Source organism: Massilia hydrophila (genome assembly GCF_020208145.1).
Lineage (GTDB): Bacteria > Pseudomonadota > Gammaproteobacteria > Burkholderiales > Burkholderiaceae_D > Telluria > Telluria hydrophila.
This window is the reverse complement of record NZ_JAHYBX010000001.1, coordinates 407,941-424,112: the sequence shown is the minus strand read 5'-3', so window position 1 is coordinate 424,112 and position 16,172 is coordinate 407,941. Positions and strand designations below refer to the sequence as shown.

General features: G+C 67.5%; 17 protein-coding genes. 14 read left to right on the top strand and 3 right to left on the bottom strand.

The genetic code is table 11. From position 1 onward, the window contains the following. Positions 1-42 precede the first annotated feature (42 nt). Entirely contained in the window at positions 43-405 is a 363-nt protein-coding gene (gene fliE, locus LE190_RS01855) for a flagellar hook-basal body complex protein FliE (RefSeq protein ID WP_224948023.1), read from the bottom strand. Between the two features lie 185 nt (positions 406-590). Here fliE and fliF point away from each other — a divergent pair, with 185 nt between their 5' ends. From fliF to LE190_RS01785, 14 genes are all read left to right on the top strand, one after another. After that, positions 591-2,297 (top strand): flagellar basal-body MS-ring/collar protein FliF, encoded by a 1,707-nt coding sequence (gene fliF, locus LE190_RS01850; protein ID WP_225237122.1) that lies wholly within the window; start codon positions 591-593, stop codon positions 2,295-2,297. Beyond that, positions 2,290-3,294: a flagellar motor switch protein FliG gene (fliG, locus tag LE190_RS01845; protein WP_225237121.1), complete on the top strand. Its 1,005-nt coding sequence runs from the start codon at positions 2,290-2,292 to the stop codon at positions 3,292-3,294. The genes fliF and fliG overlap by 8 nt, the downstream gene beginning before the upstream one ends. Next, positions 3,294-3,995, top strand: a complete 702-nt coding sequence (locus LE190_RS01840) for a flagellar assembly protein FliH (RefSeq protein WP_225237120.1) — start codon at positions 3,294-3,296, stop codon at positions 3,993-3,995. Before fliG ends, LE190_RS01840 begins: the two co-directional genes overlap by 1 nt. A 6-nt stretch (positions 3,996-4,001) precedes the next feature. Next, a complete protein-coding gene (gene fliI / locus LE190_RS01835; RefSeq protein ID WP_307734645.1) occupies positions 4,002-5,402 on the top strand; it encodes a flagellar protein export ATPase FliI in 1,401 nt (466 codons plus the stop codon). Between the two features lie 50 nt (positions 5,403-5,452). After that, a complete protein-coding gene (gene fliJ, locus LE190_RS01830) occupies positions 5,453-5,893 on the top strand; it encodes a flagellar export protein FliJ (RefSeq protein WP_224948019.1) in 441 nt (146 codons plus the stop codon). A gap of 16 nt (positions 5,894-5,909) precedes the next feature. Beyond that, on the top strand, positions 5,910-7,517 hold the full coding sequence (locus tag LE190_RS01825) for a flagellar hook-length control protein FliK (RefSeq protein ID WP_225237119.1): 1,608 nt from the start codon (positions 5,910-5,912) through the stop codon (positions 7,515-7,517). A gap of 117 nt (positions 7,518-7,634) precedes the next feature. Next, the gene (gene fliL / locus LE190_RS01820; RefSeq protein WP_225237118.1) at positions 7,635-8,174 is read left to right on the top strand and encodes a flagellar basal body-associated protein FliL; all 540 of its coding nucleotides are present in this window, start codon (positions 7,635-7,637) and stop codon (positions 8,172-8,174) included. A 12-nt stretch (positions 8,175-8,186) separates the two neighbouring features. Beyond that, positions 8,187-9,173 (top strand): flagellar motor switch protein FliM, encoded by a 987-nt coding sequence (fliM, locus tag LE190_RS01815; RefSeq protein ID WP_225237117.1) that lies wholly within the window; start codon positions 8,187-8,189, stop codon positions 9,171-9,173. Between the two features lie 54 nt (positions 9,174-9,227). After that, positions 9,228-9,665 carry a flagellar motor switch protein FliN gene (fliN, locus tag LE190_RS01810; RefSeq protein WP_225237116.1) on the top strand — a complete coding sequence of 146 codons (438 nt, stop codon included), beginning with the start codon at positions 9,228-9,230 and terminating at the stop codon, positions 9,663-9,665. Positions 9,666-9,832: 167 nt separating this feature from the next. After that, positions 9,833-10,453, top strand: a complete 621-nt coding sequence (gene fliO, locus LE190_RS01805; protein WP_225237115.1) for a flagellar biosynthetic protein FliO — start codon at positions 9,833-9,835, stop codon at positions 10,451-10,453. Beyond that, a complete protein-coding gene (gene fliP / locus LE190_RS01800) occupies positions 10,443-11,183 on the top strand; it encodes a flagellar type III secretion system pore protein FliP (RefSeq protein ID WP_225237114.1) in 741 nt (246 codons plus the stop codon). The genes fliO and fliP overlap by 11 nt, the downstream gene beginning before the upstream one ends. 9 nt (positions 11,184-11,192) lie before the next feature. Further along, positions 11,193-11,462 carry a flagellar biosynthesis protein FliQ gene (fliQ, locus tag LE190_RS01795; protein ID WP_225237113.1) on the top strand — a complete coding sequence of 90 codons (270 nt, stop codon included), beginning with the start codon at positions 11,193-11,195 and terminating at the stop codon, positions 11,460-11,462. 13 nt (positions 11,463-11,475) lie between these two features. Further along, positions 11,476-12,309: a flagellar biosynthetic protein FliR gene (gene fliR, locus LE190_RS01790; RefSeq protein WP_225237112.1), complete on the top strand. Its 834-nt coding sequence runs from the start codon at positions 11,476-11,478 to the stop codon at positions 12,307-12,309. Positions 12,310-12,440: 131 nt separating this feature from the next. Beyond that, a complete protein-coding gene (locus LE190_RS01785) occupies positions 12,441-12,854 on the top strand; it encodes a hypothetical protein (protein WP_225237111.1) in 414 nt (137 codons plus the stop codon). Positions 12,855-12,866: 12 nt separating this feature from the next. Here LE190_RS01785 and flgL read toward each other — a convergent pair whose 3' ends face one another. Further along, entirely contained in the window at positions 12,867-14,072 is a 1,206-nt protein-coding gene (gene flgL, locus LE190_RS01780; protein ID WP_225237110.1) for a flagellar hook-associated protein FlgL, read from the bottom strand. An 18-nt stretch (positions 14,073-14,090) separates the two neighbouring features. Then, complete coding sequence (gene flgK, locus LE190_RS01775; protein ID WP_225237109.1) at positions 14,091-16,052, bottom strand: flagellar hook-associated protein FlgK; 1,962 nt, start codon at positions 16,050-16,052, stop codon at positions 14,091-14,093. Between the last annotated feature and the right edge of the window lie 120 nt (positions 16,053-16,172).

The window sequence follows — 16,172 nt, the reverse complement described above, 5'->3', positions numbered from 1 at the left end:
CCCCTTCTGATCGTGCTCAGCAGCAATTGCACATTGGCAGGCTTACACCTGCATGTTCATGATGTCGTGATAGGCTGACACCAGTTTGTTGCGTACTTGCACCGTTCCCTGGAAAGCGAGGCTCGATTTCTGCATCGCGATCATCGTATCGGACAGGCTCACGGTATCATCCCCCATCACGAAACGCTGCCCCAGTTCCTGCGCCGCCTTCTGGGTATTGCTGACCTCCTGGAGCGAGCTCTTCAGTGCATCGGCAAAGTCGAGCTTGGCAGGCTGGGCCACCCCGCCCGCCGGGCCGGCGGGCGCAAGCGGGCTGGCCGCCGGCTTGCTCGCCGCGGCTTTCAGTTGTTCCATCATTGCCTGGATGCGGCTGCTGTCGATTCCGCCGATTCCACCAATACTCATCGTTCGCTCCTGCGTGTCGGGGACATACTCTTTGTTCAGGCTGTCAGCTTATCAGTGCCCATGCACATTCCTCCTTCGAAGAAGCGGGCATTTCCCATCCTGTTTCGGGGTTTGAATGTTGCCTCACAGCTTCATAATGCGGTCTAATCTCCGATTTCCCCCTCTCCTCGACACCAACCGACACCATGGCAGCAGTTGCTGATGATCTGATCGACACCCCAGCGTCCGGCCAGGACGCGAAACAGGGCTTTTTGCAGACCACGATGGGCAAGCGGGTCGCGCTCGGCGGCGGCATCGCGCTCGTGGTGGCCATCATGGCGGCGCTGTGGATGTGGAGCCAGGCGCCGGAATACCGCGTGCTGTTCTCGAACTACAGCGACCGCGACGGCGGCGCGATCACCGCCTCGCTGGACCAGATGGGGGTCAAGTACAAGTTTTCCGAAGGCGGCAGCGCGATCCTGGTCCCTAGCGAACAGATCCACGACCTGCGCCTGAAGCTGGCCGCCCAGGGCCTGCCCAAGGGCGGCAACGTCGGTTTCGAACTGATGGAGAACCAGAAGCTGGGCACTTCGCAGTTCCTGGAACAGGTGAACTACCAGCGCTCGCTCGAGGGCGAACTGGCGCGCTCGATCCAGTCGCTCGGCTCGGTGAGCGCGGCGCGCGTGCACCTGGCCCTGCCCAAGCCCTCCGTGTTCGTGCGCGACCAGCAGAAGCCCACCGCGTCGGTGCTGCTGAACCTGCAGCCGGGCCGCGCCCTCGACCAGGGCCAGGTCAGCGCCATCGTGCACCTGGTCGCCTCCAGCGTGCCGGAACTCACGGTCGGCAACGTCACCGTGGTCGACCAGAACGGCAACCTGCTGTCCGAGACCGGCAACAAGGCGGCCGGCAACAAGGGCCTGGACGCCACCCAGCTGAAGTACGTCGAGCAGGTCCAGCAGAACATCATCAAGCAGGTCGAATCGATCATCGCGCCGCTGGTGGGCAAGGAAAACGTGCGCGCCGAGGCGACCGCCGAGATCGACTTCGCCCAGGTCGATACCGCGGCCGAGATGTACAAGCCGAACTCGCCGCCGGAGCCGCAGGCGATCCGCAGCCAGCAGACCTCGGAGTCGAGCCAGGCCGGCCCGGGCGCCTCCGGCATCCCGGGCGCGCTGTCGAACCAGCCGCCGGGCGTGGCCACGGCGCCGATCGACGGCCAGCCGGCCGCCGCAGGCGCTGCCCCGGCCGCCGGCCCGACCCGCAAGGACGCCACCACCAACTACGAAGTCGACAAGACCATCCGCTACGAGCAGCGTCCGATGGGCGGCATCAAGCGCCTGACCGTGGGCGTGGTGGTGAACTACCGCCGCTCGATCGATCCGAAGACCGGCAAGGTCGTGGTCAAGCCGCTCACCGCGAACGAGGTCGCGCAGATCAACGAGCTGGTGAAGCAGGCGATGGGCTATTCGCAGAATCGCGGCGACACCCTGAACGTGACCAATGCCCCGTTCGACGGCGTGGACCGCCCGGACGACACCCCTCCTAGCCTGGACTGGTGGCGCGACCCGGCCAACCTGCCGCTGGCCAAGGAGATCGGCAAGTACCTGCTGCTGTTCGCGGTGCTGGCCTTCCTCTACTACCGGATCCTGCTGCCGCTGATGCGACCGGCGATCAAGAAGTTCGACGAGGTCACTGCCGTCCCGCCCGATCCGGACGAAGAGCAGGCCGAGGAGGAAGAGGATGGCAAGGCGCAGGCCGGCGCCGCCTCCCCCGAAGAGGAACTCGAGGAACAGGAAATCGAACGCCGCGACCAGGGCTACCGGGCGAACCTGCAGATGGCGCAGGACCTGGCCCGCCAGGACCCGCGGATCGTTGCTAACGTTGTGAAAGCATGGTTGGGATCAAATGAGTGACAAGGACAAGGATGGCGTGACCCAGGCGGCGATCCTGATGCTGGCGCTGGGCGAAGCGGAAGCGGCCGAGGTGATGAAGTTCCTCGGCCCGCGCGAAGTGCTCAAGCTCGGCGGGGCGATGGCCCAGATGAAATCGGTGCAGCACGGCGACGTGGTCAAGGTGCTGGAAAACTTCGTCGAGGAGACCAACCTGCATTCGACCGTCGGCCTCGACTCGGACGAGTACATCCGCCAGGTGCTGACCAAGGCGCTGGGCGACGACAAGGCCGCCGTGCTGCTCAACCGCATCCTGGGCGGCAAGGACGCCTCGGGCATCGAAAGCCTGAAGTGGATGGACGCGCCTTCCGTGGCGGAACTGATCCGCAACGAGCACCCGCAGATCATCGCCACCATCCTGGTGCACCTCGAGCGCGACCAGGCCTGCGAGATCCTGGCCAACTTCACCGACCGCCTGCGCAACGACGTGGTGCTGCGTATCGCGACCCTGGACGGCGTGCAGCCGGCCGCCCTGCGCGAGCTGAACGACGTGCTGACCAAGCTGCTGTCGGGCAACGAGAACATCAAGAAGTCCTCGCTGGGCGGCGTGCGCACCGCGGCCGAGATCCTGAACTTCATGAGCGGCGAGCAGGAAGCGGCCGTGATGGACAACATCAAGAACTACGACAACGACATGGCGCAGAAGATCATGGACGAGATGTTCGTGTTCGACAACATCCTCGACATCGACGACCGCGGCATCCAGCTGCTGCTGCGCGAAGTGCAATCCGACATGCTGATCATCGCGCTCAAGGGCGCCTCGCAAGACCTGCGCGAGAAGATCTTCAAGAACATGTCGCAGCGCGCCAGCGAAATGATGCGCGAAGACCTGGAGTCGAAGGGTCCGGTGCGCCTGTCGGAGGTGGAGTCCCAGCAGAAGCAGATCCTGCAGATCGTGCGCCGCCTGGCGGACGAAGGCCAGATCGTGCTGGGTGGTAAAGGCGAGGACTCGTTCATCTGATGATTCCAAAGGAACAGCAAAGCGCTTACCAGCGCTGGGAAATGACCTCGTTCGGCGACGAGCGCCCGAGCACGCAGGCGCGCCGCGCCGCGCAGGCGCCGGCCGCGGAGCCGGTGCAGATCGTGCAGCACGTGGCCCTGCCCACGCTCGAGGAGCTGGAGGCGATCCGCGAGAACGCGCGCGCCGAAGGCTATGCCGAGGGCTTGCAGGAAGGCCGCGCCGCCGGCCATGCCGAAGGCTATGCCGAGGGCGAGCGCGCCGGCAGGCTCGAAGCGGAGGCGGAACTCGACCACCTGCGCAGCATCGCCGCCACCTTCAGCGACGCCGTGGTGCAGGCCGACGAGACCATCGCCCACGACGTGCTGGAACTGGCCCTGCGCCTGGCGCGCGGCATGGTGCGCACGGCCTTCGACGTGCGTCCGGAACTGATCCTGCCGGTGGTGCAGGAGGCGATCGGCTACCTGCCCGTGCTGGCCCAGCCGGCCACCCTCACGCTGCACCCGGAGGACGCCGAGATCGTGCGCCAGGCCATGGGCCAGGAGCTGCTCAAGGGCGGCTGGCGCATCGTCGACGATGCCTCGCTCGCGCGCGGCGGCTGCAAGGTGGATACCGCCAGCAACCAGATCGATGCGCAGGCGCAGGCGCGCTGGGGGCGCCTGACCCATGCGCTCCAGTCGAATGTCGACTGGCTCGGGAATTAAACGGTCATGGCAACGACTAGCGACCGCCACACCGCCCGCTGGCAATCCTTTATCAAGGACTGCGACGCCCTGGTCGGCTTCGCCGAACCCATGCAGGTCTCGGGCCGCGTCACGCGCGTGGCCGGCCTGGTGATGGAATGCGTGGGGCTGAAGCTGGCGGTGGGCAGCGCCTGCACCATCCCGGTGACCAACGGCTTGAGGATCGAGGCCGAAGTCGTCGGCTTCGAGGGCGAGCGCCTGTTCCTGATGCCGCAGAGCGACGTCGAGGGCGTGGTGCCCGGCTCGCGCGTGTTCCCGGTCGAGACCGCCCTGCCGAAGCCGGGCAGCGTGCAGCACCCGCGGCGCCGTCCGAGCGACCGTGCGCGCCACCTGCCGGTCGGCATGCAGCTGCTGGGCCGGGTGGTCGACGGCGCCGGCCGCCCGCTGGATGGCAAGGGTCCGCTCGGCACCGACGAGGTCGGTCCGCTGAACGCGCGCCCGATCAATCCGCTCGACCGCGCGCCGATCTCGGAAACCCTGGACGTGGGCGTACGCGCCATCAATGCCATGCTGACGGTGGGCCGCGGCCAGCGCCTGGGCCTGTTCGCCGGTACCGGCGTCGGCAAATCGGTCCTGCTGGGCATGATCGCGCGCTACACGACGGCCGACGTGATCGTGGTCGGCCTGATCGGCGAACGAGGCCGCGAAGTCAAGGAATTCATCGAGCAGATCCTGGGGCCGGAAGGCCGCGCCCGCTCGGCCGTGGTGGCCGCGCCGGCCGACTCCCCGCCCCTGATGCGCTTGCAGGGCGCGGCCTATGCCACGGCGATCGCCGAGCACTTCCGCGAGCAGGGCAAGAACGTGCTGCTGATCATGGATTCGCTGACCCGCTACGCGATGGCGCAGCGCGAGATCGCACTGGCCATCGGCGAGCCGCCCGCCACCAAGGGCTATCCGCCTTCGGTGTTCGCCAAGCTGCCGGTGCTGGTGGAGCGGGCCGGCAATGGCATCGAGGGCGGCGGTTCGATCACCGCCTTCTACACCGTGCTGTCGGAGGGCGATGACCAGCAGGACCCGATCGCCGACGCCGCACGCGGTATCCTGGACGGTCACATCGTGCTGAACCGCCACCTGGCCGAGGCCGGCCACTACCCGGCGATCGACATCGAACAGTCGATCTCGCGTGCCATGCATGGCATCACCACCCACGAGCACCAGCTGGCCGCGCGCAAGCTCAAGCAGCTGTACTCGCGCTACCAGCGTTCGCGCGACCTGATCAGCGTGGGCGCCTACGCCGCCGGCAGCGACCCGGTGCTGGACCAGGCGATCGCCAAGCACGAGCAGATCGAAGCCTTCCTGTGCCAGGAAATCCACGACAACGCGGGCATGCTGGAGAGTTTGGGGCAATTGACCTCTCTATTCCAGTGATGGAATAGTGCCGGGCAGAACTATACTCTGCTCATTAGTGTGACCCTGATATGGCCAATTCTTCCGCCCTCGAGACCCTGATCGACCTTGCGCAGCGCGATTCCGACGCGATCGCCAAGCGCCTGGGCACGGCCCTGCAGGCGGTGGACGAGGCGGAACAGAAGCTGGGCATGCTGGACGGCTACCGGGACGAATACGTGCGCAAGCTCGACGCGGCCCAGATGGCCGGCATCACGCCTTTCGCGTATCACAACTTCATCGCCTTCATCGGCAAGCTGGACAATGCGATCACGGGCCAGCGCGAGGTCATCAAGCATGCGAAGTACAAGGCGGAGGTGGAACGCAAGGCATGGCAGGAAAGCGAGCGCAAGCGCCTGTCCTACCGCACGCTGAACGAGCGTGCGGCGGCCGAGGCACTGGCGATCGAGAACAAGCGCGACCAGAAACTGATGGACGACCACGCGGCCCGTGGCGCCCGCTACAAACGCTGAACCAGGCGGACCTTTCATGACGATGCAGACCTCTTCCCTTCCCTTCCAGCTGACCGGTGCGGCCCCGGCGCAGGCGCAGGCACCGCGCAGCAGCGCGGGCACGCCGTCCCAGGCTGCCGATGGCGGCTTCGGCGCCACCTTGTCGCGCGAGATCGCGCAGCGCCAGGCTGCGGCACAGGCACCGGCGGCGAATACGGCGCCGGCCAGCGCCAGGGCGGCGGGAGCGGGCAAGCCGGCCGCGCCGCCAAGGCAGCAAGCGGCCGAGCGCAACGCGGCGCCGGCGCCGCATCAGGCCAGCCAGGCATCGGCGCAATCCGCCCGCGCAAGCGACGCGCCGGCGGGCAAATCCGCCGCGGCCGGCAAGTCCGGTTCCGCGGCCGACGCGGCCACCGCGGATGGCGCCGCCGCGCACGCGGAATCGGCTGCAGAATCGGCTGCAGTAGCGGAAGCCGAAGCTGCGGCGGAAGCTGCTGCGCAGGCGGCGTCCAGCCCCGCCACCGACATGCTGGCCCTGATGGCCAGCCTGGGCCTGTCCACCCAGCCGGCCCCGGCCGCGGTGGCGGACCCGGCGGCCGCGCAAGCCGACGCTGCCGGACAGCTGCCGGCCGATGCTGTACCTGCCCTGGCGGCGCCTGCCGACGGCGCGGCCGCACAGGCGGCGCTCGCGGCAATGCTCGCCGCCCAGGCCGGCGCGGCCGCCCCTGCCGTCCCACCTGCAGCCGAGGCCGCCGCAACGGCGCTGGCCGGCGCCACGGTCGCGCTGCAGGCCAGCGGCCAGCAGCCGGCCCTTGCGCAGGCTGGCGCCGCGGACCAGCCGGACCAGATGGACGAGGAGGGCCAGGCCCAGGCAGGCGCCTTCGCGCTGCCGGGAATGGCAGACATGGCGGACATGGCGGATGACGCCACCCGGGGCCCGGCTTCGCAGCCGGCCGCAGGCACCCATGCGGCGCAGGCCGATGCCGGCCAGGCGCGCAACCCGCAGCAAGGTGGCGTGGGCAACCAGGCCAACCCGGCCGCCCAGGCCGACCCATCCAGGCTGGCGGCCCAGGCACAGGCGCGCGCCGCCGAAGCCAGGGCCAGCGTGGAGGCGGCCGCCCCGGCGCCGGCCGCGGCCCAGCTGCAGGCCCAGGTATCCAGGCTGGAAACCCTGGCCGGGGCGCCCGCCATGCCGGGCGACCGCATCCCGGCCCGTCTCGGTACCCAGGCCTGGGACAACCAGGTCAGCCAGCGCATCGTCTACATGGTCGGCAAGGAACAGGCCGCAACGCTTACCCTGAATCCGCCGGACCTCGGCCCGGTGCAGGTGGTGCTGAACGTGGGCAATGACGGCGCCAGCGTGGCTTTCTCGTCCAGCCAGCAGGAAGTGCGCCAGGCCCTTGAGAACGCCCTTCCCCGCCTGCGCGAGATGATGAGCGAGAGCGGCATCGCACTCGGTAACGCTACCGTCGACGCCGGCACGCCGGACGGCCGCCAGTCGTGGGACGGCGAGCGTCGCGACGCGCCTGCCGCCGGCCGCCTGGCGGGCGGCAATGCCGGCGATGCCGGCGACACTGGCGAGACCGCGGTTCCGGTGGCACGCACCGTCGTGCTGGGCGAGCGCGGCGCGGTCGATACATTTGCCTGATCGCGTGGATAGGCGTTGCTTATCGGTTCTTTTCCGGGCTTGCCGGGACTGGCCCGGCCGCCATAATGCATAATGACCGATACATTCTGTTAGGCACTTATTTAGGCACTGAATATCTTGAAAGCCAATCCGAAATCGAAAGCGGACCCGAAAGCCGACGCGGACCCTTCCGCCCCTGCCGGATCCAAGAAAAAGCTGATGGTGATCGCCATTGCGGCCGTGCTGCTGCTGGGCGGCGGCGGCGGTGCGGCCTGGTATTTCCTGGGTGCGGGCGACGCCGCCGCGCACGAGGAACCGGCCAAGGATGCCAAGAAAAAGAAAAAGAAAAAGGACGAACACGCCAAGCCGGAATACCTGCCGATCGAAGCCTTCACCGTCAACCTGCAGCCGGAGAACGGCGAGCAGTACCTGCAGGTGCAGTTCACGCTGCAGGTCGAGGGCGCCGAGCAGAGCCAGCTCATCAAGGACAACATGGCGATCGTGCGCAACCGCGTGCTGCTGCTCCTGTCGAGCAAGAAGGCCTCGGAGATCAGCACGCTCGAGGGCAAGCAGCAGCTCGCCGCCGAGATCGGCGCCGTCGTGCGCGAGCCCTTCGTCAAGGAAGGCGACGAACAGGACGTGACCGACGTGTTGTTTACCTCGTTTATCATCCAGTAAGCCCGACGCACCATGGCCGATAATTTCCTCTCACAGGAAGAAGTCGATGCCCTCCTGAAGGGGGTCAACGGCGATCAGGACGACATCGCGGCGCCTGAAGACACCTCGGGAGTCCGCACCTACAACCTGGCGACGCAGGAGCGCATCGTGCGCGGCCGCATGCCGACGCTCGAGATCATCAACGAGCGTTTCGCCAGGTATTTGCGGGTTGGCCTGTTCAACTTCCTGCGCCGCAGCGCCGAGGTCTCGGTGGGGTCGGTGCGGGTCTCCAAGTACAGCGAGTTCATCCGCAACCTGGTGGTGCCGACCAACCTCAACCTGATCCACATGAAGCCGCTGCGCGGTACCGCGCTGATGGTGTTCGACCCGGGCCTGGTGTTCCTGCTGGTGGACAACCTGTTCGGCGGCGATGGCCGTTTCCACACCCGCGTGGAAGGGCGCGACTTTACCCAGACCGAGCAGCGCATCATCCTGCGCATCCTGGACATCGTGTTCGAGGCCTATACCAAGTCGTGGGAGCCGGTGTACCCGATCGAGTTCGAGTACATCCGCTCCGAGATGAACACCCAGTTCGCCAACATCGCGACCCCGAACGAGGTGGTGGTGTCCTGCACCTTCACGGTCGAGCTGGGCTCGGTGTCGGGCCAGATCCACTTCTGCATGCCCTACTCGATGATCGAGCCGATCCGCGACGCGCTCACCTCCAGCCTGCAGGGCGAGGCGCTGGAAGTCGACAAGCGCTGGGTGCGCCTGATGACCCAGCAGATCCAGGCCGCCGAGGTCGAACTGGTGGCGGTGCTGGGCGAAGGCCGCGCCAACTTCGACGAGATCCTGAACATGAAGGTCGGCGACATCATCCCGATCACCGTGCCGGAGATGCTGCAGGCGACGGTGGACGGGGTGCCGGTGATGGACTGCAGCTATGGCGTGTTCAATGGCCAGTACGCGCTGAAGGTCGAGAAACTGCTCGCCAACAGCGACAACTTCAACAAAACCTAATTCATGCAATGCGTCGCGGCGCCGATGGCGGCGGCCGCGCAACAGGAGGACACCATGTCTGATACCCAGGACGACCAGAGCGGTCTCGACGACGATTGGGGCGCCGCGATCGCCGAGCAGGCCGCCGCCGAGGCGGCCGCGCTCGAGCGCCAGCAACAGGCCGCGGCCAGCACCGCCACCGCTGCCGTGTTCAAGGATTTCTCGAACAAGGGCGCACGCAACGACACCCCGAACGACATCGACTTCATCCTCGACATCCCGGTGCAGCTGACCGTGGAGCTCGGGCGCACCAAGATCGCGATCAAGAACCTGCTGCAGCTGGCCCAGGGTTCCGTGGTCGAACTCGACGGCCTGGCCGGCGAGCCGATGGACGTGCTGGTCAACGGCTGCCTGATCGCCCAGGGCGAGGTCGTGGTCGTGAACGACAAGTTCGGGATTCGCTTGACTGATATCATTACGCCATCGGAACGGATCAGAAAATTGAATAAATGAGTTCGAGCAACGGCGTGGGGGCGGGTATTCCGCCCATGCGGGCAGGTGGGGCTGGCCATGTCGCACCGGTGCGTCCATCGTGGTGCTGGCTGGCCGCGTGGGCGGCGAAGCCGCCCACCCTACGGTGCGCAGCTGCGCTCCTACTAGGTGTCTGGGCGGGGCCATCGATGGCCGGGCAGGCCGCGCCGGCTCCCGTTCCCATTCCTGTCCCTGCTCCTGCTTCCCAGGAAACCCAGGCGTTACCGCCCGGCGCGACCACCACCGGCCGTCCGGCAACCCCGGCCCGCCCTGCCCCATCCGCGCCGGTCGCGACCCCGGTCCAGACCGCCGGCCCGGCCGATCCGGCCGTGCAGGATCCGGCCACCGTCGCTGCCACCGCCCCGGCCCTGACACCCGCTCCGGTCCAGCGTCCGCCCGCGTTCGCCATGCCGGCCGGCGCGCCCAGCACCGGCAGCCTGCTGCAGACCATCCTTGCCCTGGTACTGGTGCTCGGCCTGCTGCTCGGCCTGGCCTGGTTCCTGAAGCGCTTCGCGCCGCGCGCCATGGCCGGCGGCGCCAACGTGCGCCTGGTCGGCGGCCTCAGCCTTGGCGGGCGCGAACGCATCATGGTGATCGAGGTCGGCGACCAGTGGATCGTGGTCGGCGCCTCGCCCGGCCGCGTGAATGCGCTCGCCACCATGCCGCGCGGCGAAGGCGCGGCCGTGCAGGCCCCCGCTGCCGGACAGCCGGCTGCCGCCAGCTTCGGCGAGTGGCTCAAGAATACGATAGATAAACGCAATGCGAACTAAACGACTCCTGCTGGTGGCCGCCGCGGCGCTGCTGCCGCTGGCCGCGCTGGCCCAGCCCGGCATCCCGGCCTTCACCACCAGCCCGGCGGCGGGCGGCGGCACCGCCTATTCGCTGCCGGTCCAGACCCTGATCCTGCTGACCGCGCTGACCTTCCTGCCGGCCGCGCTCCTGATGATGACGGCGTTCACCCGCATCATCATCGTGCTGTCGCTGCTGCGCCAGGCGATCGGCACCGCCACCGCGCCGCCGAACCAGGTGATGGTGGGCCTGGCCCTGTTCCTGACCTTCTTCGTGATGGGTCCCACGTTCGACCGCATGTACACCGAGGCCTACCTGCCGCTGCAGGAGAACCGGATGCAGATGGGCGAAGCGCTGGAGCGCGGCGCGGTACCGCTGAAAGAGTTCATGATCAAGCAGACGCGCCAGTCCGACCTGGCCCTGTTCGTCAAGATTTCGCGCTCGCCCGCGCTGCAGGGCCCGGAAGACATCCCGCTGCGGGTACTGGTGCCGGCCTTCGTCACCAGCGAGCTGAAGACTGCCTTCCAGATCGGCTTTGCGATCTTCATCCCCTTCCTGATCATCGACATGGTGGTGGCTTCGGTGCTGATGGCGATGGGCATGATGATGATGTCGCCGGCCGTGATCTCGCTGCCCTTCAAGCTGATGCTGTTCGTGCTGGTAGACGGCTGGCAGCTCCTGATCGGCTCGCTGTCCCAGAGCTTCTACTAGGGGGCGCGCATGACTCCGGAAACCGTCATGACCATGGGCCGCAATGCGATGGAAGTCACGCTGATGGTGGCCGCGCCGCTGCTGCTGGTGGCCCTGATCATCGGCCTGATCATCAGCATCTTCCAGGCCGCGACCCAGATCAACGAGGCGACGCTGTCCTTCATCCCGAAACTGGTCGGGATCTTCATCGCCCTGGTGGTGGCCGGGCCCTGGATGCTGTCGACCATGCTCGACTACATGCGCGGGGTGTTCACCGGCATCCCCGGCATGATCGGCTAGACGGAGCGCTGCCTTGCTGAGCTTGACCACGGGCGAGATGAACGCCTGGATCGCGGGGCTGCTGTGGCCGCTCACGCGCATCCTCGGCCTGGTCGCCTCCGCGCCCCTGTTCGGCAATGCCGGCGTGCCGATGTCGATCAAGGTCGCCCTCGGCGTGCTGCTGGCCTCGGTCATCGCGCCCACCGTGCCCGACATTCCCGCCATCGACCCGACCTCCTGGGGCGGCCTGCTGATCCTGGCCAAGGAACTCCTGATCGGGCTGGCGATGGGCTTCGCAATGCGCATCGTGTTCGCCGCCATCGAGTACGCGGGCGAAATCGCCAGCATGACCATGGGCCTGGGCTTCGCCGTGTTCTTCGATCCGAACTCGCACGGCCGCTCGTCGGCGGTGGGCCAGTTCCTGGCACTGGTGGCGACCATGGCCTTCCTGGCCGTGAACGCCCACCTGGTGCTGCTGGCAGCGCTGGCGGAAAGCTTCCATGCGATGCCGATCGCGGCCACGCCCTTCTCCGGCAACGGGCCGCTGGAACTGGCGCGCTGGGGCGGACGCATCTTCTCCAGCGGCCTGCAGCTGGCGCTGCCGGTCATCGCCGCGCTCCTGATCACCAACGTCGCGCTCGGCATCCTGACGCGCGCCGCGCCCCAGCTGAACATCTTCGGCATCGGCTTTCCGGTCACGCTGGGGGTCGGTTTCCTGACGCTGAGCCTGGCCATGCCTTATCTCGGCATGCCGATCGTGAACATGTTCAACGCCGGCATCGAAGCGGGGCGCGCCGTACCGCGTGCCGCTGCGCCGCGCCCGGCTACGCCGCCCCCCGCTGCGCCGCTACCGGCTCCTGCACCGTAGGGGTGGTACCAGCCGAGTCGCCTGTTCCGCCGGCATCAGGCGTTCTCGTGCCGCGTGCATGGCTTGCGGCACGCGCCGCTTCTGCATACACTCGGCGTGGACCGACGCATGACATCGACAGGAGGACACACATGGGTCACCCGGTGACACTGCAGCCAGCCGATCAGGGCCTGTTGGGAGAACTGGACGCGCAAGGGGAAGGCGCAGCGCAGCTGCGTCAATGGCAGCGCGAAGGCAAGGAGCTCGCATTCGTCTATGCCCGCTCGCTGGGCGGCCTGATGCAGACCGGGCGCTGCAGGATCACCAGGCTGTCGACACAGCACATCACGGTCGACGCCACCGGCTCGCGGCTGGTCATCCTGCTCGATGGCGCCACCTACGAACTCGGCCCCCAGCAGTTCTTCACGCCGGGCCTGGCCGCCGCGTTCGCGGTGCACGGGGTCGCGGTCCGGCTCGGGAACCACGACTGGCTCTTCCTCTCGGCCGAGACCTTGCCCGGACCAGCGGTCGAGCTGCTGGCGCCGGGTTGGCCCAGGGTACGCTGAGCAGCCCTGCCCTTACAGGTAGTTGAACAGCGACAGCCCAGACATGGTCTTGAACGACATCTGGGCCGCCTGCAGCGTGGTCTGCTGGCGCGAGAAATCCGAGATCGCCTTCACCACGTCGAGGTCTTCCAGGGTCGACAGGGTCGCCTTGTACTGGATGCCGAGGTCGTCTCCCGCGCCGTCGAGGTAGTCGAGTTCCTTCAGGTGGGCGCCGACCGAGGCGCGCACGGTCAGGATGTTGTCGTGGGCCGAGCTGAGGGTGCCCATCGCCTTGTTCAGGCTGTTGGACAGCGCGGTCTTGCCGGCCGCGTCGTCGCCCGGCGCGCGCAGGGCCGTGATCATGTCGCTCACCGTGGTGAACACCGATTCCTTGGCGCTCGGACCGACCGTGAAGCTGTCGCCGGGCGCCGGGTCGCCCTTGATCTCGAAGCTCACGCCGCCGAAGGAGATCGCGGCGCCCGAGGTGTAGGTCTGGTTGGCCAGGATCACCACCGGCGGCGCCACCGAGGTGTCGGACACGTCGAAGGTACCGGCACTGGAAAAGCTGACCGAGAAGTTGTAGCCGCCGGGGCCGGCCGGTCCGGTGACGGAACCGGTCGAGACCACGCCGGTGCCGGTATTCGTGGCCGCGGCAGCGGTCTGGAAGCGGCCGTTGCCGGTGGGATTGGCGTCGAACACGGTGCTGCCCGGCACCGACATCGGGATCTTGCGCGAAGACGCCACCTGCATCTGGCGCTGGCCCTGGTCGCCGTCGTAGCGGGCGCCGCCCGGCACGCTGGCATACGGCTGGGTGGTGGTGCGGTAGCCCGAGAACAGGTAGCCGCCGTTGCCGTCGCTGCTGTTGGCCACGCCCATCAGGTCGGCCAGGCGGCCTTCCAGCTCGGTGGCCAGGGCTTCGCGGTCGCTGGCCTGCAGGATGCCGCTGCCGGCACGCACCGCCAGTTCCTGGATGTCCTGCAGCAGGTTGCCGGCGCTTTGCAGCGCCCCTTCCGTCATGCCCAGGGCCGAGCGGGCCGATGAGCGGTTGGTGGCGAACTGCTCGTTCATCTGCAGCGACTGGCCGACCTGCAGCGCGCGCGCCGAGGCGATCGGATCGTCCGAAGGCGAGACCACGCGGCGGTTGGTGGCCAGCTGTTCCTGGGTACGCGCCAGCGCGCTCTGCAGGGAATTGAGCTGGCTGGTGGCGTTGCCGTAGATCGAAAGGGTACTGATGCGCATGATGGTGCTCCGCGTTCGTTATCGGCCGATCGACAGCAGCGTGTCGAAGATGGTGCCGGCGATCTGCATGATCTTGCCGGCCGCCTGGTAGGCCTGCTGGTACTTGATCAGGTTGGTCGCTTCCTCGTCCAGGTTGACGCCCGAGACGTCCTGCGCCGAGGTCTGGACCTGCGACAGCAGGGTATTGCTGGCCTCTCCGGTCACCTGGACTTCGCGCGTCTTGTTGGCGACGGTGCTGACCAGCTGCGCGTAGGAGCCCTGCAGGGTGGCGTTGTTGCCGTTGAAAATATTCTTGGTCTGCAGCTCGCCCAGCTTGCCGACGTTGCGCACGTCGCCCACGCCGCCGCCGTTGCCGGCGATGGCGAAGCGGTCGCCGTTGGCCGGGTTGCCGCTCAGGGTGAAGCTGACCCCGCCCACGGTGAAGGTGTCGCCATCCGCGTAGGGAACCGTGGTGACCGGCGGCAGCACCGAGGGCTTGGCGACGCCGTCGCGGCCGACGATATCGACCTGCATGGCGGCCGGGAAGCCGTTCAGGCTGCCGGTCAGGCTGTCGTAGACCAGGTTGATCGGCAGCGGCGGCGGCGTGGCCAGGAAGCGCGCGTCGACCGTGCCCGCGCTGATCTTGACATTGCCGCCATTGGTGACCTCGGCGCTGGTGGCCACCGGCACGGCGGCGGCGATCATGGCCGGGTCCTTGACCAGGGTGTTGAAGTTGGCGGCACCGCCGATCGTCGGGCGCACCAGGAAGCGGTCGCCGGCCGCGGCCATCGTGCTGGTGATGTTGAAGTCGATGCCGTCGGCGCTCACCGGCAGGCCGTCCGGCACATAGTTCGAGATCACTTCCTTCTTGTCCGACAGGCGCACCACGTCGAAGCCGGCGCCGTCGTAGCGCACCTCGTAGTCACTGTCCTTCAGCTGCGAAGGATCGCTCACGACGGCGTCGACCGCGGTATCGCTGGTGGTGGCGTTGCGCTCGTGGGCGCCGGTCCAGGCGCGCGCCACGCTGAAGAAGTTCTCGCCCGGGTTGCCGCGCTGGTCGAGGCCCAGGCGGTGCTGGGCGTTGAACTCGAGCGCCATGCCGATCGCGACCTTGCCGAGCGCGCTCTGGGCCGGGTCCAGGGTCTTGCTGCGGAACTCGAGCACGCCGCCCAGTTCGCCACCCGCCATGGCGGCGTCGCCCAGCGGCACCACATTGCCGCCGACCACGTAGCCGACTTCCAGGCGGGCCTGGTCGAAGGCCGAGCGCACCGCCGCCAGCTGGAAGGTCTGCTCGCCCACCACCAGCGGCTGGCCGTTGCCGATCGAGACCGTCAGGGTATTGTTGTCGCCCGGGCGCACGCTGGTCTTCACGTGGGTGTTCAGCTCAAGCACCATCTGGTTGCGCTTGTCGAGCAGGTCGTTCGGGACCTTGCGGTCGTTCGAGGAATAGGTGCTGATCTGGCGGTTCAGGTCGGCGATTTGCGAGGCATAGGCATTGATCGAGGTCACGTTCGACTGGATCGTGCTGTTGACGCCTTCGCGGATCTCCTGGAAGCGGTTGTCCATCGCCTGGAAGCGCGTGGCCAGCGCCTCGGCGCCGGACAGCATGGCCTGGCGCGAAGGCACCGAGGCGTGGTCGCCCGCCATGTCCTGCACGCCGCTGAAGAATTCCTGCATGGCCGGCGACAGGCCGGCGCTGGAGTCGGCCAGCATGTTGTCGATCTGGCGGATCTGGCCGTAGTAGGCATCCAGCGCGCTGGCGCCGGCCTGGGCGGTGCGCACCTGGCCGTTCAGGAACTCGTCGCTGTAGCGCTTGATCTGGGCCACCTGGGTGCCGGTACCCAGGAAGCCGTAGCCCTGGTCGAGCATGGGCGCGGTGGCCTGCTGCACCACCTGGCGGCTGTAGCCGGCCACGTTGGCGTTCGCGATGTTGTGGCCGGTCGTGGTCAGGCCCGCCTGGGCGGCGAACAGACCGCTTTTACCGATGCTGAGGAGGGACATGTGCTTTTCTTTCTCTGACTAGTCTAACAACGGCAGATTTCCGGAAAACTTGACCGTAGGGTGGGCGGGTTTCCCGCCCACGCGTTCAAACCACGGTGCTGCCGCCTGTCCGCTTGCTCT